This window comes from Marinobacterium sp. xm-a-152 (assembly GCF_013282965.1).
GTDB lineage: Bacteria > Pseudomonadota > Gammaproteobacteria > Pseudomonadales > Balneatricaceae > Marinobacterium_E.
Genome location: NZ_WBYI01000001.1, coordinates 104623 through 126030, shown reverse-complemented (window position 1 = coordinate 126030; position 21408 = coordinate 104623). Strand labels below are relative to the sequence as shown.

The 21408-nt window shown below is 48.9% G+C and carries 22 protein-coding genes; 12 read left to right on the top strand and 10 right to left on the bottom strand.

Features of this window, described 5'->3' with window-relative positions:
• Nucleotide 1: 1 nt before the first annotated feature.
• The 4 genes from XMA152_RS00635 to XMA152_RS00620 all read right to left on the bottom strand — a co-directional run bounded on the left by XMA152_RS00635 (nucleotide 2) and on the right by XMA152_RS00620 (nucleotide 4029).
• Nucleotides 2–511: a DUF6586 family protein gene (locus XMA152_RS00635; RefSeq protein ID WP_173482407.1), complete on the bottom strand. Its 510-nt coding sequence runs from the start codon at nucleotides 509–511 to the stop codon at nucleotides 2–4.
• Nucleotides 511–3150, bottom strand: a complete 2640-nt coding sequence (topA, locus tag XMA152_RS00630; RefSeq protein WP_173482406.1) for a type I DNA topoisomerase — start codon at nucleotides 3148–3150, stop codon at nucleotides 511–513. The genes XMA152_RS00635 and topA overlap by 1 nt, the downstream gene beginning before the upstream one ends.
• A gap of 157 nt (nucleotides 3151–3307) precedes the next feature.
• Nucleotides 3308–3523 (bottom strand): DUF1653 domain-containing protein, encoded by a 216-nt coding sequence (locus XMA152_RS00625; protein WP_173480803.1) that lies wholly within the window; start codon nucleotides 3521–3523, stop codon nucleotides 3308–3310.
• The gene (locus XMA152_RS00620) at nucleotides 3523–4029 is read right to left on the bottom strand and encodes a hypothetical protein (RefSeq protein WP_173480802.1); all 507 of its coding nucleotides are present in this window, start codon (nucleotides 4027–4029) and stop codon (nucleotides 3523–3525) included. Before XMA152_RS00620 ends, XMA152_RS00625 begins: the two co-directional genes overlap by 1 nt.
• A gap of 60 nt (nucleotides 4030–4089) precedes the next feature.
• Here XMA152_RS00620 and XMA152_RS00615 point away from each other — a divergent pair, with 60 nt between their 5' ends.
• Nucleotides 4090–4524: a universal stress protein gene (locus tag XMA152_RS00615; protein ID WP_173482405.1), complete on the top strand. Its 435-nt coding sequence runs from the start codon at nucleotides 4090–4092 to the stop codon at nucleotides 4522–4524.
• Here XMA152_RS00615 and XMA152_RS00610 read toward each other — a convergent pair.
• Complete coding sequence (locus XMA152_RS00610) at nucleotides 4521–6410, bottom strand: ATP-binding cassette domain-containing protein (protein WP_173482404.1); 1890 nt, start codon at nucleotides 6408–6410, stop codon at nucleotides 4521–4523. The two genes, XMA152_RS00615 and XMA152_RS00610, sit on opposite strands and share 4 nt — an antisense overlap.
• A gap of 201 nt (nucleotides 6411–6611) precedes the next feature.
• On the opposite strand from XMA152_RS00610, the gene XMA152_RS00605 reads away from it, so the two are divergent.
• Nucleotides 6612–8471, top strand: coding sequence for a transglycosylase SLT domain-containing protein (locus tag XMA152_RS00605; RefSeq protein WP_173482403.1), 1860 nt, complete (start codon nucleotides 6612–6614; stop codon nucleotides 8469–8471).
• Here the strand turns inward: XMA152_RS00605 and XMA152_RS00600 are convergent.
• A complete protein-coding gene (locus XMA152_RS00600) occupies nucleotides 8454–8705 on the bottom strand; it encodes a glutaredoxin family protein (protein WP_371731430.1) in 252 nt (83 codons plus the stop codon). The two genes, XMA152_RS00605 and XMA152_RS00600, sit on opposite strands and share 18 nt — an antisense overlap.
• Nucleotides 8706–8847: 142 nt before the next feature.
• Here XMA152_RS00600 and XMA152_RS00595 point away from each other — a divergent pair, with 142 nt between their 5' ends.
• The 4 genes from XMA152_RS00595 to XMA152_RS00580 all read left to right on the top strand — a co-directional run bounded on the left by XMA152_RS00595 (nucleotide 8848) and on the right by XMA152_RS00580 (nucleotide 13458).
• Nucleotides 8848–10590 (top strand): alpha/beta hydrolase, encoded by a 1743-nt coding sequence (locus tag XMA152_RS00595; RefSeq protein WP_173482402.1) that lies wholly within the window; start codon nucleotides 8848–8850, stop codon nucleotides 10588–10590.
• A 78-nt stretch (nucleotides 10591–10668) separates the two neighbouring features.
• Nucleotides 10669–11046, top strand: coding sequence for a carboxymuconolactone decarboxylase family protein (locus XMA152_RS00590; protein WP_173480796.1), 378 nt, complete (start codon nucleotides 10669–10671; stop codon nucleotides 11044–11046).
• A 23-nt stretch (nucleotides 11047–11069) separates the two neighbouring features.
• Nucleotides 11070–12437 (top strand): MATE family efflux transporter, encoded by a 1368-nt coding sequence (locus XMA152_RS00585; protein WP_173482401.1) that lies wholly within the window; start codon nucleotides 11070–11072, stop codon nucleotides 12435–12437.
• Nucleotides 12403–13458 (top strand): DUF3080 family protein, encoded by a 1056-nt coding sequence (locus XMA152_RS00580; protein ID WP_173482400.1) that lies wholly within the window; start codon nucleotides 12403–12405, stop codon nucleotides 13456–13458. The genes XMA152_RS00585 and XMA152_RS00580 overlap by 35 nt, the downstream gene beginning before the upstream one ends.
• Nucleotide 13459: 1 nt before the next feature.
• On the opposite strand, the gene trxC is transcribed toward XMA152_RS00580, so the two are convergent.
• The 3 genes from trxC to tusA form a co-directional block, all read right to left on the bottom strand.
• Complete coding sequence (trxC, locus tag XMA152_RS00575) at nucleotides 13460–13885, bottom strand: thioredoxin TrxC (protein WP_173482399.1); 426 nt, start codon at nucleotides 13883–13885, stop codon at nucleotides 13460–13462.
• A gap of 100 nt (nucleotides 13886–13985) precedes the next feature.
• The gene (locus XMA152_RS00570) at nucleotides 13986–14546 is read right to left on the bottom strand and encodes a ProQ/FINO family protein (RefSeq protein WP_173482398.1); all 561 of its coding nucleotides are present in this window, start codon (nucleotides 14544–14546) and stop codon (nucleotides 13986–13988) included.
• Complete coding sequence (gene tusA / locus XMA152_RS00565; RefSeq protein WP_173482397.1) at nucleotides 14543–14782, bottom strand: sulfurtransferase TusA; 240 nt, start codon at nucleotides 14780–14782, stop codon at nucleotides 14543–14545. Before tusA ends, XMA152_RS00570 begins: the two co-directional genes overlap by 4 nt.
• Nucleotides 14783–14921: 139 nt before the next feature.
• Between tusA and XMA152_RS00560 the strand changes: the two genes are divergently transcribed.
• Nucleotides 14922–15203: an antibiotic biosynthesis monooxygenase gene (locus tag XMA152_RS00560; protein ID WP_173480790.1), complete on the top strand. Its 282-nt coding sequence runs from the start codon at nucleotides 14922–14924 to the stop codon at nucleotides 15201–15203.
• On the opposite strand, the gene rlmM is transcribed toward XMA152_RS00560, so the two are convergent.
• Nucleotides 15204–16268: a 23S rRNA (cytidine(2498)-2'-O)-methyltransferase RlmM gene (gene rlmM / locus XMA152_RS00555; protein ID WP_173480789.1), complete on the bottom strand. Its 1065-nt coding sequence runs from the start codon at nucleotides 16266–16268 to the stop codon at nucleotides 15204–15206.
• A gap of 392 nt (nucleotides 16269–16660) precedes the next feature.
• Between rlmM and ccoN the strand changes: the two genes are divergently transcribed.
• The 5 genes from ccoN (at nucleotide 16661) to ccoG (ending at nucleotide 21362) form a co-directional block, all read left to right on the top strand.
• On the top strand, nucleotides 16661–18100 hold the full coding sequence (ccoN, locus tag XMA152_RS00550) for a cytochrome-c oxidase, cbb3-type subunit I (RefSeq protein WP_173480788.1): 1440 nt from the start codon (nucleotides 16661–16663) through the stop codon (nucleotides 18098–18100).
• A gap of 20 nt (nucleotides 18101–18120) precedes the next feature.
• Nucleotides 18121–18741: a cytochrome-c oxidase, cbb3-type subunit II gene (gene ccoO / locus XMA152_RS00545; RefSeq protein WP_173480787.1), complete on the top strand. Its 621-nt coding sequence runs from the start codon at nucleotides 18121–18123 to the stop codon at nucleotides 18739–18741.
• A 6-nt stretch (nucleotides 18742–18747) separates the two neighbouring features.
• Entirely contained in the window at nucleotides 18748–18927 is a 180-nt protein-coding gene (locus XMA152_RS00540; protein ID WP_173480786.1) for a cbb3-type cytochrome c oxidase subunit 3, read from the top strand.
• 11 nt (nucleotides 18928–18938) lie between these two features.
• A complete protein-coding gene (gene ccoP, locus XMA152_RS00535) occupies nucleotides 18939–19832 on the top strand; it encodes a cytochrome-c oxidase, cbb3-type subunit III (RefSeq protein ID WP_173480785.1) in 894 nt (297 codons plus the stop codon).
• 108 nt (nucleotides 19833–19940) lie between these two features.
• Nucleotides 19941–21362 (top strand): cytochrome c oxidase accessory protein CcoG, encoded by a 1422-nt coding sequence (gene ccoG, locus XMA152_RS00530; RefSeq protein WP_173482396.1) that lies wholly within the window; start codon nucleotides 19941–19943, stop codon nucleotides 21360–21362.
• Nucleotides 21363–21408 lie beyond the last annotated feature (46 nt).

Here is a 21408-nt window from a genome sequence, read left to right as displayed (position 1 = left end):
TTTACCACTCTTGCGCGTTAGAGCGATGCCTCAGGATCATCGCTCGTAACTGCTCATACCAACCCTGCAACTGAGTCTCAAGTTGCTCCTCAAGGCTCGCTTCTTTCGCTAAATCTATAATTGCTATGTCAGATTGGCTAGCGCTCTCTTGCGAGGGAGGTAGGGGTTTATGAATAGCTTTGATGGCACTGATCAACTTAGACAACCAACTACCGGAATCCTGACAGAGCAGCTCCATCTCATCCAACTCACTGGAATGGATTCCCTGTTGCTTAAAAGCCTTGCTCAATTCAGAGGGTGTCGACTGGGTCAGCAGGACACGCTCACGTTCAGCCAACTCATTAAGATAGGCTTTATAGGCGCTGTCTAAATGAAACAGCGCAGCCTCTTGCAGGCCACGAAGCTTCATACGATTGGTCGATTCACCGGTCAACTCAGTGTTGATACCCACCAGCGCATATTGTGCAAACGCGAGTGTTTGATTCACACGCTGGGAGTATAGGTCAGCCATTAACGCTTCTTAGCTTTGGCTGCTTCAATTTGCCACATACCATTGGTGAAGTAAGCTCTCCAACCAGTCGCCTTACCGTCAACTTCCGTCATAAGGTACTGCTCTTTGGTTTTGCGGCTGTAACGTATTTGAGCGGGGTTACCCTGCTCATCTTGCTGAGGCCCTTCCATTAAGAAGTGATATTTAGGGTCAATCGCATTTTTATGTGGAATCAACTCTTTGACCAGAGGTGCACGGGTCTCACGATTACGTGGGAATTGGCTTGCTGCCAGGAATAGACCACTGGCTCCATCACGCAGGATGTAGGTATCGTCAACCTTCTGACACTTAAGCTCCGGCATCGGAACTGGATCCATCTTAGGCGGAGCCACTTCACCATTCTTGAGCAGCTTACGTGTGTTTTTACACTCTGAGTTGGTACAACCAAAGAACTTACCGAAACGGCCCGTTTTAAGGTGCATCTCAGCGCTACACTTATCACACTCGACTACAGGGCCTTCATAGCCCTTGATACGGTAGTTACCCTCTTCGACCTCAAAGCCGTCACAATCTGGGTTGTTACCACAGATGTGTAACTTGCGCTTCTCATCGATCAAGTAGGAGTCCATAGAGGAGCCACATTTACCACAACGGTGCTTCTCTAGAAGCAGACGTGACTCTGCCTCATCGTCTGCATCCACTGCGACAACCTCATCACCAGGAATCAGGTTGATGGTCGTTTTACAACGCTCTTTAGGTGGCAAAGCATAACCAGAGCAACCCAAGAAGACGCCCGTCGTTGCCGTACGAATCATCATTGGGCGCTGACATGCTGGACAGCTGATATCGGTCTCGGTTGGATCATTGGCACGCATGCCACCATCCGCTGATTGAGCCGCTTCCAGTTCGCCTTCGAACTGTGTGTAGAAGTTGTTAAGAAGATCCTTCCAGTTGATGTCACCATCTGCCACATCATCCAGCTTCTCTTCCATACGCGCGGTAAAGCTGAAGTCCATAAGGTCTGGGAAACTTTCAGCCAGACGATCCGTAACGATATCGCCCATTTTTTGTGCATAGAAGCGACGGTTTTGAACTTCGACGTAACCACGATCTTGAATTGTCGAGATAATCGCTGCGTAGGTGGACGGACGACCAATACCGCGCTTCTCAAGCTCTTTAACCAAACTCGCTTCTGTGTAGCGCGGTGCCGGTTTCGTAAAGTGCTGGCTAGGGTCCAAGGCTTTAAGTTTTAGTGATTCACCCACCTGCATGTCAGGTAGGATCTGATCTTCATCCGATTTACCGCGGAAGTTCATCACACGGGTGTAACCGTCGAACTGCAAGACACGACCCTTAGTGGTCAGCTCATAGGCACCCGCTTTCACTGTGACACGGGTACTTAGGTAACGAGCGGGTGTCATTTGACAGGCTAGGAATTGGTTACGAATCAGGTCGTAGAGTCGAACTGCGTCGGCATCGACACCGTTCAATGAGTCAGAGGTAACATTGACATCAGATGGACGGATCGCCTCGTGCGCCTCTTGTGCGCCCTCTTTAGAGCTATAACGAATCGGCTGAGGTGGCAAGTATTCACCACCAAACTGAGAACCAATAAACTCTCGTGCCGCTTCAACCGCCTCGTTACTTAAGTTAGTCGAGTCGGTACGCATGTAGGTAATGTAACCCGCTTCATAGAGACGCTGAGCGAGCATCATGGTCTTCTTAACACCGAAACCTAAACGGGTGCTGGCGGCCTGCTGCAAGGTAGAGGTAATAAAGGGTGCAGAGGGCTTGCTGCTAGTTGGACGATCTTCACGATTAACGACCTCATAAGAGGCACTTTGCAGCGCTTTGACTGCCGCCATCGCCTGATCTTCATTGGTCGGTTTAAATGCCGCACCGGCCTGTTTAACGACCTCTAGACGAACCGCCTTATCACCTTGAGTCTGCGCATCCGCATGCAACTCCCAATACTCATCGGGAATAAAGGCACGAATTTCACGTTCACGCTCAACGACCAGGCGTACCGCAACGGATTGAACACGACCCGCCGACAGACCACGAGCCACCTTCTCCCAAAGAAGTGGAGAGACCATATAACCAACAACGCGGTCAAGAAAACGGCGCGCTTGCTGCGCATTAACACGATTTAGGTCTAGATCGCTCGGTTTTTCGAACGCTTCATTGATCGCTTTCTTGGTAATCTCGTTAAAGACAACACGACGGTAGCGTGAATCATCACCGCCAATCGCTTCGCGAAGGTGCCATGCAATGGCCTCCCCTTCACGGTCCAAATCGGTTGCGAGATAGATCTGATCAGCGCTCTTAGCCAGTTTGCGCAGTTCATCAACGACCTTCTCTTTACCGGGAAGGATCTCATAATGAGCTGCCCAATCCTTGTTGGGATCAATCCCCATACGGGCAATAAGCTGCTCTTTCTGTTTGCGCTTTTTATGCTCAACCTTCTGCTCTGGCGAGAGTTTGCGTGTCAAAGCAGCCTGTTTAGCGCGCTCTTTAGGATCAGACTTCTGGGCACTACCACTGGTCGGCAGATCACGGATGTGACCAACGCTGGACTTAACCACGTACTGGTTACCAAGATACTTATTGATCGTCTTGGCCTTGGCTGGTGACTCCACAATTACCAGGGTTTTACCCATCTTTATCTACCTATTCAAAACTCTGTCTATTTTTACAAATACGTGGAAACTGACTTCAGCGTCAAGTGAGCATTGCAAAAAATTTATCGGCGCAACAATACAGCGCTAAAAAATAAATGCAAATAAACGCCTTAATAATAAGTGCTAAGAGAGCTGTTTAGATCAGTGAAAATCGATCAACCTCTTCCCCAGACTCTAAACGCACTTTTTCAACAAACATCTCATAGGGACGCACCCAGAGATCGAAGTTGCCATAGAGTGTTCGATAGACCACCATCAACTCTTCTGTCTCTGAGTGTCTGGCGGTTCCAATCACTTCGTAGTCATTGCCTTTATAGTGTCTGTAAATCCCTGGGGTTAACTCGCCGCTCATTAAATCATCTCCGTTAACAGTTGATTGGCCTTTTCACCTAGCTCATCCAGTGCGCCAGCCCGCTCGGGTTCGCGCCAATAGAGCGTCAGGTGAATGGCGGTTGATTCAACCGCAACGACCTCTTCAGGCAACTGATCAAGCCAATCACTGAGCGCTTTCAGCTTAGTAGGACTCAAAGATCTTTCACCCTTTGCCCAGGACCAGCCCTCAGGAAGGCCATCAGCGGCCATGGCGTCGACTCGAGCCACCATCCACTCAACCCACTGCTCTTTTGCTGATCGATCCAATTTGCCACGCAGCATACGGTAAGCCGCCATATTGATAATTTCTGACTCCATCTCGCCCTTGGCTCTGGGTATCTCTAGACGCGATAGCTGCACCTGAAAACCGAGCTTGCGTGCCTCTAGTCTGAGCTTAGATTGGAAGCGCTGACGAGGACTTGGCATGACCCACATCATAGAACCGATCAAAGAGAGCATGATCAGAACAATAATTGCCCACTTCATATGTTAAAAACCTTCTTGTCTGCTATTAATAGTAGTAGGGACTAAACAGGGAGAATCACCATGAGTCACTACAATCGTATTCTTGTTGCCATCGACCTTTCTGAAGAGTCTGGTGTTGTGCTTGAAAGAGCCAAACTGCTAGCCGAACAGAATCAAGCTGAGCTCAATCTGATTCATGTGGTCGAGATTGTCAGCTACGCCTATGGCGGTGAGATCCCTGTCGACATTGCCGACATCCAAACTCAAATTGAGAACCACGCCGAGTCTAAACTGAGCGCCCTTGCCACCAGCCTTGGCTACCCTATTAATAAAGCGATTGTCGCAACGGGCAACACTGGTTCAGAGATTCATGCCGTCGCGAAAGATCTTAAAACTGATCTCATCGTGATTGGCTCTCACGGTCGCCATGGTCTATCGCTGTTACTTGGGTCCACCTCCAATGGCGTTCTGCACGGCGCAGAGTGCGATATTCTGGCCGTACGATTGGGGCATTAACCCTCAGCCATCGCCTCTAACTCCATCCAGCGCTCCATCTGCGTCTCCAACTGGGCTTCTAGAGTGCTTAACTTTTCAAGTTCAGCGGTGACCTCTTCATGAGGTCGCTGATAAAAGTCCGCTGAACCACAAACGGCCTGCTGCGCTTCAACGGCCGCTTCAGTCTGCTCCATCTGTTCTGGAAGCATGTCCAACTCTCGCTGCAGTTTATAGGAGAGTTTAACGGGCTTTTTAGCCTCTGCAGCCTCTTTTTTAGCCGGTTTAGCTGGCTCAGATTTTGGTACAACACTCTGAGTCACTACATTTTTAGGTCGCTGACGTAACCAGTCGTGGTAACCGCCCACATATTCACGAATGACACCCTCACCCTCAAACGCAAGCGTGCTGGTGACGATGTTATCGAGGAATTGACGATCATGGCTCACCAACAAAAGAGTCCCTTGATAGTCGAGCAGAATCTCTTCGAGCAGCTCCAGTGTCTCGACATCCAAGTCATTGGTCGGCTCATCGAGCACCAACAGGTTCGAGGGCTGACTGAACAACTTAGCCAACATCACGCGGTTAGTCTCGCCGCCGGACAGGGCTTTAACCGGTGTGCGCGCACGCTCTGGTGTGAACAGGAAATCTTGAAGATAACTGATGATATGACGTGATCGACCGTTAATATCGATACTTTCACGACCGCCTGAGACGTTATCGATGATGCTCTTCTCGGGGTCCACTTGGCCACGCAGCTGATCGAAATAACCCACCACCAGTTGGCTACCAAGGCGCACATCCCCCTGATCCGGAGCCTGCTCCCCTAAAATCAACTTAAGCAGCGAACTCTTACCAATACCGTTCGGACCAATCAGACCGATGCGATCGCCTCGCTGAATACGCACTGACAGATCCTTAACGACTGGCTGTCCCGCATAACTCAGCGAGACATTCTGCAGCTCGGCCACCAACTTACCCGAGCGAACCGCCTCTTCCACATCGAACTTGGCTTTACCCTGACGTTCACGGCGTTCGGATCGCTCAACACGCAGCTGCTTCAGAGCACGAACACGTCCCTCGTTACGGGTACGACGAGCTTTGATACCTTGACGTATCCACGCCTCTTCCTGCGCCAATTTTTTATCAAACAGAGCAGCCTGCTTGGCCTCCTCCTCGAGCAATTTCTCTTTTTGCGTAAGGTAGGTTGCATAACTGCCTGGAAAGTCGACCAACTGACCTCGGTCTAACTCAATAATACGGGTTGCTAAACGCTCGACTAGAGCACGGTCGTGCGAGATAAATAGAAGCCCGCCTTTGTAAGCGGCTAATACCTCTTCTAACCACTCGATGGTCTCAATATCCAAGTGGTTGGTTGGCTCATCCAGCAGCAACAGATCAGGGCTTTGAACCAGTGCAGCCCCTAAGGCAGCTCGACGGCGCCAGCCACCTGAGAGTTCAGACATCAGCTTTTCGCCAGGTAGCTGAAGTTGACTAAGAATGCGATCCACACGCGTCTCAAGTGACCAAGCATCACGGGCTTCCAGATCATGCTGAAGACGCTCCAACTCATCGAGCGAAGCATTACTGTTAGCCAGTAATGTCTCGTAGCGATCTCGCAACTCAACCAGATCAGCCAAACCTGCTTCTACAACACTGCGAACCGATCGTTCATCGGCCGCGGGTAGGCTCTGTGGTAACTGAGCAATTCGAGCGGTTGGGCTGCGCCAAATGACTCCGTTATCAACATCCATTTCACCCGAAACGATCTTTAGTAGGGTTGATTTACCCGTACCGTTAATACCGACCAGCGCTACTCGCTCACCCGCCTCAATTTGCAGGTTTGCGTTGTCTAAAATTGCTCGGGTACCAAAGGCCAGAGAGACCTGATCAAATCGAATAAATGCCATGTGAGTCGCTTAATTGTAAAACTGGTCGCGTAGTTTAACTCAGTTGCTAAAAATTAACCTGACAAGGGGTGAAATTTTTGCAGATTTAAACCATAGTTAGTGCAGAGACTTATTTGAGTGCGAGCTTTGTTAACAACGAATAAATTGAACAAATACTTAGCCCCCATTCTCTTTAGCACTTTTGCCATCAGCATAGAATCCATGGCCAAAGGTAAAGAGAGTGCAGAGCAACTCGCATTTCTAAAAGCCGAGAGACTCGCCAAACTGGGTCGCTTAGATCTTGATGACCCCGCCGCTAAACAGCTCGAGTCTTACCCTCTCTACCCCTACCTAGTCTTCAATCAGTACAGTGCCGAACTGAATCGACTCACGCCAGAGGATATTCAACAGTTTGCCAACCGGTACCCTGATTCACACTTAGAGGGGCTATTGCGTTTCAACTACACAGAGCATCTAGGGGAAAAGAGAGATTGGGGGGCATTCCTCAGCCACTACACTGAGATCGATTCCCCTAATACTGAGATGCAGTGTCGCTATGCCGAAGCTCTCTATCGACAAAAGCGCACAACTGAAGCCTCTAAACTTGCGGCATCACTCTGGAGTGTGGGCCGCTCTCAGCCAGACAGTTGTGATGATCTATTCAGACTGTTTAGAGCCAATGGTGATCTGACCAGCGATGTCGCACTCAAACGGGTTCTCAATGCGTTGGATGCCAACAAATGGGGACTGTCGGGTTATGCGCTGCGCTTTGTTAAGTCAGAGTCTGATCGTCGCATTGCTGATGCGGCTCGATCGGTCTATCGATCACCCTTTAAAGTCCTTCGAATGGGCAGCGGTTACTCAGCTAAGCAGCTCGCCAAAATTCAACGCATTGCGATTGAACGTGCGTATCGTCACGACCCATATGAAGCGTTAAATCTGTTGCTAAAACTGGGCAAAGGATTTGATCTGAGTCTGGCGGATAATTTACAAGAGCTCACGCGTGTTGGTGTAAGGGTCGCTAAGGAGCTTGATGCACATGATCGAATCAAACTCGCCAAGCTTGATCCAACCTTTGCCAGTGCTGAACTCACTGAATGGCGCATACGCTTAGCCCTGCTTGAACAGGACTGGCAGGAGGTCGCCACCCTGATTGCCAAGCTCCCTAAAGAGCTGCAAGACTCCCCTCGTTGGCAATATTGGCTAGCCGCACTCCCCAATAATCCAATGCGAACAGAGATATTAGATACACTTCGTACCAAACGCAGTTTTTACGGATTTCTAGCAGCTGATCATCTTGGGCAACCCGCTGATTTGAATCATGAACCGATCACGCTTGATCCAACCCTGCTAGCTAAATTAAGAGACTCCAAACACTATCTGCGCATTAAAGAGCTGACAGCGCTTGATCGCTATACAGTTTCACGATCTGAGTTTAATCGTTGGATAGAGACGATGTCTTCGAATGAGATCCAACACGCCGCGCACTTGATGAATGAGCTAGGTTGGTACCAACAGGGAATTCTAGCCGCCGCTTACCATGAGTTTTGGAATGATATGGACCTTCGCTTCCCAGAGGGGTTTGAGAGTCTCTTTATCAAACATGCCAATAAGCGAAATATAGACCCTATCTGGGCACAGGCTCTTGCTAGACAGGAGAGCGCCCTATTCCCCTGGGCTCGATCCAGTGTTGGTGCTAGAGGGCTCATGCAGTTGATGCCCAGAACGGCTAAGCGCACTGCCAAATCTATCAAGGTGAAGTATAAAAGTAGTAACCGCCTCTACGATCCTGATTTCAATGTACAGCCAGGTACAGCTTACCTAGCGCAGATGTATCGTCAATTTGATAAAAATCGAATCTATGCAACGGCGGCCTATAATGCGGGGCCTCACCGTGTCAGCCGTTGGCTGAAGGGCCGTGAGAATTTGCCGTTGGAGATATTCATAGAGCTCATCCCCTTTGATGAGACCCGTACCTATGTGCAGAATGTTCTCAGCTTTTCTGTCATCTACGCACAGCGTAAGGGCCAAACACGACAGATGCTAACACCGACCGAACAGGCCCTACTGGCCCTCAACTGATCTGATAAACTGTGCCAACTGCTCAGCATCAAACGGCCAATCCAGTGACTGCTTAGATTGAGGATCGACCAAGACCGGTATCCGGGTGGCATATTGATTCATCAACTCGTCATCAAAGGCTATATCGACCAGATCCACTTCATACTTTGACGGATCAATACCAGAGACCAACAGAGGGAGTGCTTGATCACACAGATGGCAACCCTCTGTCGTCATTAATTCCAACAATTTCACGATTTAAAAATCCCTTAACATTAAAGCCATAGAGTAAGACTAACCTCTAACTTGTTCCCTACGAATCTTGGGGTTATTCTACGATAATATTTTGCGGTGCAACATTGACTGCATTAAACGTCATTCACACTGGAGTTTTACCATGGCGACTAAAGGTAACGGACCTACTGATCCTCAAGAGTTCATCAACTACGTAAGTCAAGAGACAAGCAAGATGCTTGAAAACTTCTCTGGCAACGGTGCTGAGGATATGTTCTCTCAATTCACCAAGTCATGGACTGAACTTGCGACGCGTTCACTGCAAGATCCAACACTGTGGATGCGAGCAATCGCCGACTACCAGACTGCGCAGTTTAACCTATGGCGCAACTTGTTAACCGGTAATACTACTGAAGCACCGGTTGCTGAGCCAGAGCGTGGCGATCGTCGTTTCCAGGCTGAAGAGTGGTCAACTAATCCTATTTACGACTACATCAAGCAGTCTTACCTACTGAGCTCTAAGATGCTGACTCAGATGGCTGAGAGCGCGAACCTATCGGATCAAGATCAGAACAAATTGGAGTTCTACACTCGCCAGTTCATCGATGCGATGTCGCCAACTAACTTTGCAGCAACCAACCCTGAAGTCCTGCAACAGGCACTTGATACTAAGGGTCAGTCACTGCTCGATGGTATGAAAAACCTGCTAGCCGACTTTGAGAAAGGTCGCATCTCAATGACTGACGAGAGCGCGTTTACGCTGGGCGAGAACCTTGCGACAACCGAAGGCTCTGTTATCTTCCAGAACGATGTCATTCAGCTGATTCACTACAAGCCAGAGGGTGAACAGGTTTACACTCGCCCGACTCTGATCATTCCACCGAGCATCAACAAGTTCTACATCCTTGATCTTCAGCCACACAACTCATTTGTTAAGTACTGTGTTGAACAGGGCCAAAACACCTTCCTAGTCTCTTGGCGCAACCCAACCTCTGAACAGTCAAACCTTAGCTGGGATGATCTTGTGTCAGAGGGTATCTTCGAAGCCGTTCGTGTGACCAAAGAGGTCTCAGGCAGCGATAAGATCAACACGGTGAGCTGGTGTGTCGGTGGCACATTAACAGCGACTGCACTGGCGGTTATGGCGAAGCGTAAAGATACCAGCATCGCAAGCGCAACCTTCCTAACAACGCTGACAGACTTCTCTGATCCAGGTGATCTCTGCGTCTTCATTGATGACTACCAAGTCAAACAGTTGGAGCAGAAAGTGAGCCAAGCAGGCTTCCTAAACGGACGCGAACTGGCGACGTCGTTCAACATGTTGCGCTCGAACGATCTCATCTGGTCTTACGTTGTTAACAACTACCTAAAAGGTCAGACACCACCGCCGTTTGATATCCTCTACTGGAACTCGGACAGCACTAACCTTCCAGCGGCCATGTACACCTACTACATCAATAAGATGTACCTAGAGAACAAACTGGTTGAGCCGAATGCACTGGAGATCTGTGGTGAGAAGATCGATCTAGGCGAGATCAAAATCCCTTGTTACTTCCTTTCGACCATTGAAGACCACATTGCACCTTGGAAAGCGACCTTCAAAGCGACAGAGACCTTTGGTTCAGAGATCGAGTTCGTCCTTGGCGCAAGCGGTCACGTTGCCGGCGTAATCAACCCAGCTTCTAAAAACCGTCGCAACTACTGGGTTAAAGGTGAGCAGGGCCATGGCGCTGACCACTGGTTTGAAACCTCTGAAAAAGTTGAAGGTTCTTGGTGGCCAAACTGGGCTGAGTGGGTTCGTCGTCGTGCTGGTAAAAAAGTGGATGCACCGAAAACTCTGGGCAGCAAAGAGAACAAACCACTTGAAGCTGCGCCTGGTAGCTATGTAAAAGTTCGTATCGATTAATCTTCCAAATCGATGAAAAAAACCGGACACTGTGTGCCCGGTTTTTTTATGTGTGACTGAAACGATCAGGAGATCAACATGGATAACTTTTTTGATAAGGGTTTAGAGATGCGTCGCAGCACACTGGGTGCTGAATACGTTGATAAAAACCTAGCCGCTGCTGATGACTTTAACCGCCCCTTCCAGGAGGCGATGACCGCTTGGTGCTGGGGATTTGGTTGGGGCGATGATGCCATTGATCCCAAAACACGTTCGTTAATGAATTTAGCGATGCTCGGCGCCATGGGCAAAAGTCACGAATGGGCTACCCACTGCAAGGGCGCATTGAATAATGGTTGCAGTGTTGACGAGATTCGAGCAGCCATTCATGCCGTCGGCATCTATGCCGGCGTGCCTGCCGCCGTTGAGTGCTTTCGTATTGCACGGACAGTGCTTGAGGAGGCGGGAGAGCTTTAAGCGCCCCTTATACGAAAAATAGCATGTCATTTTTTCCGCCCAACTCCAGAGTAGAGATCAAGCAGCTACTCCACCTTGCTTGGCCCATGCTGCTGGCTCAGTCCTCGCAAACAGCGATGAGTCTATCCGATACTCTGATGGCCTCTTGGGCGGGCGCTGAAGAGCTAGCAGCTATCGCTCTGGGCTCCAGTATATGGACGCCACTCTCGCTATCCTTAGCTGGCGCTATGATGGCATTGACCCCTATCGTGGCACATCATGTTGGTGGAAAACGTGAGGAGGAGACCGCCTCAGAACTGTTTAACAACCTTCTGATCACACTTGCGATCGGCGTGCTCAGCTGGCTCTTCATCAATGGCACCTCTGACTGGATTCTTACCCTACTGTCTGTAGAACCGGTTCTTAAATCCACAGCCAATGACTATCTGTTCGCGATCAGCTGGGGCATACCAGGCATGCTGCTCTATCAATCGATCAGGGCGTTCGCTGAGGGACATGGGCAGACAAAAATTGTCATGAAAATAGGCATCAGCGCTGTACTGCTCAATCTACCTCTCAACTACATACTCATCTTCGGCAAACTGGGTATGCCTGAAATGGGCGGCGTGGGCTGTGGATGGGCGACAACGATTGTATTCTGGTACATGTTCATAGCCGGTGCTGCTTATCTGATCTACAGCCGCTATTTCAAACCGTTGAACCTCTTCAAACAGACCCTCAAACCGAACAGAGAGAAGATCAAACATCAGCTCTCTATTGGCATACCGATTGCCGCGAGCCTTGGTGTTGAGACCACCATGTTCTGCCTGATTGCGCTCTTTTTGGCCGATTACGGTGCAACGGTGATCTCTGCTCACCAGATCACACTCTCGATATCGAGCCTGATCTTTATGATGCCGCTCTCACTCTGCTTGGCCGTCACCATTAGGGTTGGCCAGCTCAATGGCGCTAAACGCTTTGCTGAAGCCCAGCAAGTAGGATTCCTGGGACTGCGCATCGCCCTTTTGATAGCCTGCTTCAGCTCAACGATTCTGTTTATCCTGTCCGATGGCATTGCTGCACTCTTCTCTAAAGATGCTGAACTCATCGCCATCGCCTCAACCCTGCTTAGCTACGCTGCACTCTACCAATTCTCCGATGCGCTCCAGCTGACCGCGAATGGCGCACTGCGCGGATACAAGGATACTCGAATCCCACTGCTGATCGCGTTTATCGCTTACTGGATACTTGGGCTACCCAGTGGGTATATCATTGCCGAACATTTAGAGATGGGGGCTGTTGGTTACTGGTTAGGCATACTCATCGGCTTAAGCTTTGCCGCCGTACTACTGATAAAACGACTCTATAAGCTATCCAATGAAGCACTGGTTAACCCTCCTAATTTCAACTAGTTTTATCGCGGGCTGTATCGATACCGATCCAGCCCAGTCCCTGGTTGAGACCTATGCCGAGCGGACCAGTCGAGCCATAGATATCGATTTTGATCTTCAACTGAACAAAACCTCTAAGCTCTACCCCATTCTTCCCGATCGAAGAGAGCGAACTGAAACCCTGAGACCCATTACCGAAGGCCTGATCGATGTTCTCGATCTTAAGCAGTGCGGGCTGATCGATCTAATCGCACAGAGAAACACCAGCCTTGGCAAATTGGCCGGTGGCTCACAACGACTGATTTACGAACTGGGGTTCATCCCAAAATTACGCAGCTGTCAGAAGCTGCTCACAGGTGACAGTAGTCAAACTGATGTGTTAGCGCGTGTTCAAGAGATCAATCAGATCAAGAGCGATAACTGGCCAAAGCAGATATGGAACAGCCTATACAGCAGCCCAGAGATGGAACAACACTTCTCACTGGGGGCTGCACCACTGTTACCCGATGCAGACTACTCAACCTCAGAGTTAATGCTGACAATGCAGCGCTTTGCTGAGATCGCTGAAACCCAAAACAATACAGACTGGCAAACACCCTCTTTTGCCAATGAGCTAGAGCGTGACTACGAAACGCTCTATCGATCCAATTTCGGATCAGAGTGGCTCGCCAGCATGGCACTGTTAACTCAGGTTTTAGAGCAGACCTCAGAAGCGATTAACCAAAGACTCAATGACAGACCGATCTGCTTTAATCAGAGGCAAAACCAGAAGTCAGAGATACTCTGGAACGTCTTTATGAAGTTTTACGTCAACAGTTTGCAACCCTACATCGCTCAGGTTGAACGTACAGGCCGCCAATGGAGTAACCTTCATCAAGCCATCATCGCGTCACTCAACCTCCCTCAAAGCCGATGGCTAGACACCTATACCCATCCCGAAGGAGAGGTCTGGTCTAGGTATCTAAAAGCTCGAGAGAACCACACCCAATCTTGGCAGAATATTTTGGATCAGTGTGGACTTCGTCCGGGTAATCAGAACTGAATTAACCCACCCACTGCTGCAGCTGGCTGATGTTCATTGCGCCCGACTGACGCTTAACCTCTTTACCGCCCTCAAAACGGACAACGGTTGGAAGGCTTCTGATGTTATAGCGAGCGGCCAGCTGTTGATTGGCTTCGGTATCAACTTTAACGAAGCGCATCTCAGGCTCAGTGCGTTTTGCCACTTCGGCAAAGGCGGGTGCCATCATTCGACAGGGTCCACACCAACCTGCCCAGAAATCAACAATAACCGGAATATCCGTATTGCGAATAAACTTAGCGAAATTCTCTTCGCTCAGGGCGATCGGTTGCTGAGTAAAGATCGCTTTTCGGCATTTACCGCAGGCAGGCCCTTTATCGAGCTTATCTTTGGGCACTCGATTGGTTGCTAAACAGTGGGGGCAGCTGAGATTAACTGATTGACTCATAACATCTCCTATATCATTAACTACTAATATATAGGCAGAAATTCAGAGTTCAAGGGGAGAACAAGACAGAGCAGCGAGAACCGTTGCCCTGCCTAAGCGATTAGAACTTCTTAACTAGGGCTTCTAGTTTAGAGGTAAGACGCTCCTCTTTTTGAGCAACGCGTTGTTGTTTACGAGCCTCTTGGTGGCGCTCTTTACGGCGCTGCTTGTACTCGTCTAGCTTAGCTTTAGCGTGCTTTTCATCTTCAGCAGTCACTTCAGCCACTTCAGCACCGGTCAAATCAACACGCTGAGCGCCAACAACCATTGACTGAAGGTAACGTGGGTTACGAACATAAGTCGCTAGCGCACGCTTAATCTTACCGCGACTGACCTTTTCATCCGCCACTAAGTCCTCTTGAATACCAATTTTCAGAGGCTTGGGTTCTTCAAGGTTGAATGTATTGGGGTAAGCGGCAATCAGCAGTTCGACTGCGGCTTGGTTAGCTTCACGGTTTTTATTGCGAGGCTTAGCTGTGTTCTGTTCTGTCACTGTTTTATTCTCTTGAAGTTGACGAGGTTCAGTTCGATCAACTTGTTGTTCAACTCTGATTAAAATTTCTTCTGCCTCTTGCAGAAGACGCTCTGTATCAGAGGCTATCTGTTGAATGATTTTACTCATCCACCTTTCCGTATTCGATAGATGAAAAGATCATCGTTCACTTCATGACTGACCAACTCGTGCCCTAAGAAGTTACAAAACTTAGGGATATCACGCTCTGTAGAGGGGTCCGTGGCAATCACCTCAAAGAGATCACCCACTTGAAGTTGAGCAATTTTACCATGCAACATCATCACTGGCTCTGGGCAGTAGAGGCCGCGCGCATCCAGCTGTTCAATGGGTTTTTCAATGCTCATGGCACTATCCTTTCAATCAAGTCGCGCATTGTCGCAAATAGTTTTTAAAAACTCCAACGAGTTTAAGCCCGATTCACCTTTACCTAGACAAATCCGAGCGCTATTCTCAAGGTATAACAAGTAGTTAGAGGACAAATCGATGATCAAGGTTTTTATAAACCGCAAGGTTCCTGCCGAACTAGAGCCACAATACACGGCCATTGCTAAAGAGACTCTGCAAGCGTCTATGCGCTCACCAGGCTTTATCAAAGGTGAGGTCATGCATGACATCAATGACCCAGAGCACCGCTTAGTCATTGCCACTTACAGCACACTGGCTGACTGGGAGCGTTGGTATCAATCTCAAGAACGTCTTGAACTGATGAACAAACTCCGCCCTATGTTAGAGCGTGACGAGCTGATCAAAATCTACGAGCACTGATTAGACGTCTAACTCCAGGTAGCAAGTGATCTCTTCACGGTCGTGGTAGAGATGCTTGCTGACGAGACGGTAGGGTTTTTCATGCTCCTGAAGAATCATCTCCAACTGCTCTATTCGATCTGATACTTCAATGTAGCGCTTTTTCATTGGCAACTTTAAGTTGAAGATCAAACGATCAGCCCAGCCATTAATGGCCCACTTTGCCATCAACTCAATGACACGTGTCGGTTTATCAACGACATCACACACCATCAGATCCACTGGCTTGGCAGGCGCAAAGGTAAAGGCATCCTCGCGTTGGTGATCAACCTGACCGGTCTCCATTAGATCACCCTTCATGGGCCCATTATCAACCGCTGTGACAAACATGCCGCGTTTAACCAGCTGATAGGTCCAGCCACCGGGGGCCGCCCCCAAATCGACTGCTTTCATACCGCGCTGCAACCGCTCATCCCAGGCTTTTTGTGGGATAAAGTAGTGCCACGCCTCTTCAAGTTTTAATGTAGAGCGGCTCGGTGCATCGGCTGGGAATTTAAGTCGCTTAATCCCCTGCTCCCATTTGGAACTGTTATTGATCGGACTGACACCGACCCAAATCTGATTATTTTCGAGCAGGAAGATATGTAGCCGATATTCAGCCTTTGATTTTCTTGGAAGTAAAAGATCCTGCTGTCGTAAAAAGCCTGCTGCAGCACTACCGAGTTTTTTAGCCAAACCATTAAGGTTGCGGCCATCAGTAGTATCCGCACTCTCAACCAACAACTCAGAGGCTTTGGGCAGCTTAGCAACCGCTTCACTTATGGGTGTTAGGCGATCTTTTGACGAAACGCCCTGCAGCATTGGCTCACAGGCGATCCATTGGCGCGCAAAGATGAGATCGCGAAAGCGCAGCTTACTCATCAACTGCAGCGCGTTGTGAGGAGGGTTGATCACAAACTCTATATAACCCGCCAAATCATCAAACTTCGGATAACCGTAAACTCCAGCCTCCGCCGCTTTTACTGATATTTCACTGGCGGCCTCACTCTCAAAGCCACTGCGACAATAGATAATAATGTGATTCAAAGGAACCTCTCCCTAAAACAGAGGCGACAGTTTAACGAGTTAGCCGTCGTAATAGCAAAAATCAGTCACTTTTATGAAAATTGATACATATCAAAAAAGCGTTATTTTTGATGAATCAAAAAATTGACTAAAATCGAACAAATAATAAACAGATATATAGTTTGAACCAATCGTAATAAATGATTAAGTCATTTAATATCAGTAACTTACACCATTAACAAATCGTATCCGCCTTTTTAAAATTCACGACAACCGACTTATTAGATAATACTAATGGATAGCTACAACGCCCTATTTAGGGGCGTTTTGCATTGAAAAATCTTGCCCCATAACTGATAATTCGCAACGGTTTCAAAAACTATCAATTCACTTAGCTTTGATGAGAGCATGAAATGAGCACTGCAACAGCAAACACGACCTACAACTACAAAGTTGTACGCCAGTTCGCCATCATGACTGTAGTCTGGGGCATAGTTGGTATGACGATGGGTGTACTCATCGCCGCACAACTAGTCTGGCCGGCACTTAACTTCGACACTGCATGGTTCTCTTTCGGACGTCTTCGTCCGTTGCATACCAACGCAGTTATCTTCGCCTTTGGCGGATGTGCACTATTTGCAACGTCTTACTACGTTGTACAGCGCACCTGTCAGACGCGTCTAATCTCTGACGGTTTAGCATCGTTCACTTTCTGGGGTTGGCAAGCAGTCATCGTCGCAGCAGCAATCACGCTGCCGATGGGTCTGACAACCACTAAAGAGTACGCTGAACTTGAATGGCCTATCGATATCTTGATCGCGGTTGTATGGATCTCATACGCAATCGTGTTCCTAGGTACCGTTAAGAACCGTAAAACGTCGCACATCTACGTGGGCAACTGGTTCTACATGGCATTTATTATCACTGTTGCAGTGCTTCACATCGTTAACAGCATCTCTATGCCTGTTACACTGTGGAAGTCTTACTCTGTCTACCCTGGCGTTGTCGACGCGATGGTTCAGTGGTGGTACGGACACAACGCTGTAGGCTTCTTCCTAACGGCAGGCTTCCTAGGCATGATGTACTACTTCGTACCTAAGCAAGCAGAGCGTCCAATCTACTCATACCGTCTATCGATCGTTCACTTCTGGGCACTGATCGCGACGTACATGTGGGCTGGTGGTCACCACCTACACTACTCTGCGCTTCCAGACTGGACTCAGTCAGTCGGCATGGTCATGTCTTTGATCCTTCTTGCACCTTCTTGGGGCGGTATGATCAACGGTATGATGACGCTATCTGGCGCTTGGCATAAGCTTCGCACAGACCCAGTTCTTCGCTTCCTTGTTGTCTCTCTATCCTTCTACGGTATGTCAACATTCGAAGGCCCAATGATGGCAATCAAGACAGTCAACGCACTGTCACACAACACTGACTGGACTATCGGCCACGTACACGCTGGTGCTCTAGGTTGGGTTGCAATGATCTCTATCGGCGCGGTTTACCACATGATTCCTAAGCTGTTTGGTAAGGCTCAGATGTACAGCGTCGGCCTAATCAACACTCACTTCTGGTTGGCAACAATCGGTACAGTTCTTTACATCTGTGCAATGTGGGTTAACGGTATCCTACAGGGTCTAATGTGGCGCGCAGTTAACGAAGACGGCACGCTTACTTACAGCTTCGTAGAAGCCCTAGAAGCGAGCCACCCAGGTTACTTTGTACGTTTCCTAGGCGGTGTCTTCTTCGTAACCGGTATGCTTCTAATGGCTTACAACGTATGGCAGACCGTACGTGCAGGCAGCACAGTAGCTAAAGCTGAAAACCCAGATCCATCAGCAGCTACTGCGTAATTAGTACCGGAGACATTAAGATGATTAAACACGATACTATTGAAAAGAACGTCGGCCTCCTTGCCCTACTGATCATCATCGTGATCAGTGGTGGTGGTTTGGCTGAGATCGTACCTCTGTTCTTCCAGAGCTCTACGACTAAGCCAATCGAAGGTCTTCGCACCTACTCAGCTCTAGAGCTTGAAGGTCGCGATATCTACATCCGTGAAGGCTGTCACGTATGTCACACTCAGATGATCCGTCCTTTCCGTGCGGAGACTGAGCGTTACGGTCACTTCTCTACTGCTAACGAGCACGTTTACGAGCACCCATTCCTTTGGGGTTCTAAGCGTACAGGTCCAGACCTAGCTCGTGTCGGCGGTCGTTACTCAGATGACTGGCAGCGTGCTCACCTATACAACCCACGTGACGTTGTACCTGAATCAAAAATGCCATCTTACCCTTGGCTGTTCGAACAGAAGCTAACGGGTAAAGATACGGCTGCGAAGATGGAAGCTCTTCGTAAGCTAGGCGTTCCATTTGACGATGCAACAATCGCTTCAGCGCGTGAAAACGTAGAAGGCAAATATGAGATCGATGCTCTAGTTGCTTACCTACAAGCGCTAGGCAAGATGCATACTGTGTACAACAACAAGCGGTAATTAATAGTGAGCTACGACGTCTACGGTCCATACATTCCAGTAGTGATGCTGGTAACGTTTCTGGCCCTGTTCATCTGGGTACTGAATCCGAAAAACCGCAAACGGTTTGACGATGCAGCCAACCTCCCCTTCCAGGACGAGGAGATTGATGAACGCACCAGAAAAACTGACAAAGACGTCGAGTAAGGAGTAGAAAGATGAGTGCTTTTTGGAGCGCATGGATCACAGTCATCACTCTAGCCGTTATTATCGGCTGTACTTGGCTGCTTCTAGCAACGCGCAAAAGTGAAACACACAAAGAAACAACTGAAGCGACTACGGGCCACGAATTCGATGGCATCGAAGAGCTTGATAACCCACTACCACGCTGGTGGTTCCAACTATTCATTGGTACGGTTATCTTCTCACTCGGTTACCTAGCGCTTTACCCAGGTCTTGGTAACTTCAAGGGCCTTCTTGGTTGGACGTCGGCTAACCAGTGGGAAGAGGAAGTGGCACACGCAGAAGAGGTCTACAAACCTGTTTTCGCTAAATACGCTTCGCTATCAATTGAAGAGCTAAACCAACCAGGTAACGAAGCAGGCCTTAAAATGGGTCAGCGCATGTTTGCCAACAACTGTTCTGTTTGTCACGGTACTGGCGGTCAGGGTGCTTACGGCTTCCCTAACCTAACCGACAAAGATTGGTTGTACGGTGGCGAGCCACAAACCATTATGATGTCTATCGTCAATGGTCGTCGTGGTGCGATGCCTGCTTGGGGTGCGGTACTGGGTGAAGATGGTGTTCAAGACGTGACTAACTACGTGCTTAGCATCAGCGGCAACGAACACGACGCAGCAGCAGCTGAACGTGGTCAAGCACAATACAACACTCTGTGTGCGGCATGTCACATGCCAACAGGTAAAGGTATGGCGGCACTGGGTGCACCAAACCTAACTGATGACACTTGGCTATACGGCGGCAAGTTTGAGCAGATCGCTCACACTATCCGAGCTGGCCGTGCAGGCGTAATGCCAGCGCACAAAGATCTTCTTTCAGAAGATAAGATCAAACTGATCTCTGCATACGTCTACAGCTTGTCTAACAACTAATAGACCGCATGCAGAAGAAAAGGCGACCTGATATATATCAAGTCGCCTTTTTTTTATTCCATTTATAATAGACAATCAAATCAAGTCATATAAGCACAGGCGAGTTGCATGTCTAATATCCCAGTTAAAGATGTCACCCCAAAAAAGGGCTCTGGCGCTGCTGAAACCTATGATCTATACGCTAAACGTGAAGAGATCTACGTCAAGTACACGACCGGCCTATTCAAGAATCTACGAAACATCTCTAGTGCGATCATGTTGCTGATGTTCTACGGTTTCTCTTGGATCCAATACGATGGCAAACAGGCCGTACTATTTGATCTACCAAACCGCCAGTTCCATGTCTTTAACTTCACGTTTTGGCCACAAGATTTCATGCTGCTTTCGTGGCTGCTGATCATTCTCGCCTTTACCCTCTTCTTTGTAACGGTGTTTGCCGGTCGTCTCTGGTGTGGCTATGCATGCCCACAGTTTGTCTGGACATGGTTGTTCATAAGAATCGAACAACTGACCGAGGGTGATCGCAACGCTCGCATGAAGCTGGACAAAGCGCCTTGGAGTGCGAACAAGGTTCTTCGCAAACTGGCTAAGCACCTTATCTGGCTTGCTATAGGTGCCGTATCAGCCGTTGCGTTTGTTGGCTACTTCTCGCCGGTACGCGAATTGGTTCCAAACATCCTAAGCTTCAATCTTGGACCTTGGGAGCTTTGGTGGTTGGCCTTCTTTACGGTAGGCACCTACGGTGCAGCTGGCTGGTTGCGCGAACAGGTCTGTATCTACATGTGCCCATACGCTCGTTTCCAGAGTGTTATGTTTGACCAAGATACCTTGATCATCTCTTACGATGAGAAACGCGGTGAGAACCGTGGTGCTCGTAAACGCCACATCGATCACAAGGCTGAAGGCCTGGGTGACTGTATCGACTGTGGTCACTGTGTGCACGTCTGCCCTGTCGGTATCGATATCCGTGATGGTCTTCAGTATGAGTGTGTCGCTTGTGGTGCCTGTGTCGATGCCTGTGACAACATCATGGAGAAGATGGGCTATGAGAAAGGTCTGGTTCGCTACACCACCGAGCATGAGCTTAACGGTAAAAAAACCCATATCTTCCGCCCTCGCTTGATCGGTTACTTCGTCGCGATCTGTGCCATGTTCATCGCCTTCAGTTATGTACTCTTTACACGAGTGCCGCTTGAGGTGGACGTTATTCGTGAACGCGGTCAGCTCTACAGCACTACTAATGATGGGTTGATCCGTAACACCTACACACTAAAACTGGCAAACAAATCACAACGTGATTACCAGTACGAGATCCGTGTTGAAGGGTTAGAGGATGCCATCATCAATGGTGATACCGTTGTAAACGTAGCCGTTGGTGAACTACTCGATCACAACCTGTCGATCATTCTGGATCCTCGCGCTATGGAGCGAGCAAACTATGAGATCGATTTTATCGTAACAGCGACTGATGGCTCAGGCGTTGAAGCTGAATCAGAAAGTCGTTTCATAGGTCCTGCGCCTAAGCGTTAAGACAGTGTCACAGAGAATCTGTGATATACTCGCGCGCGGATATTCT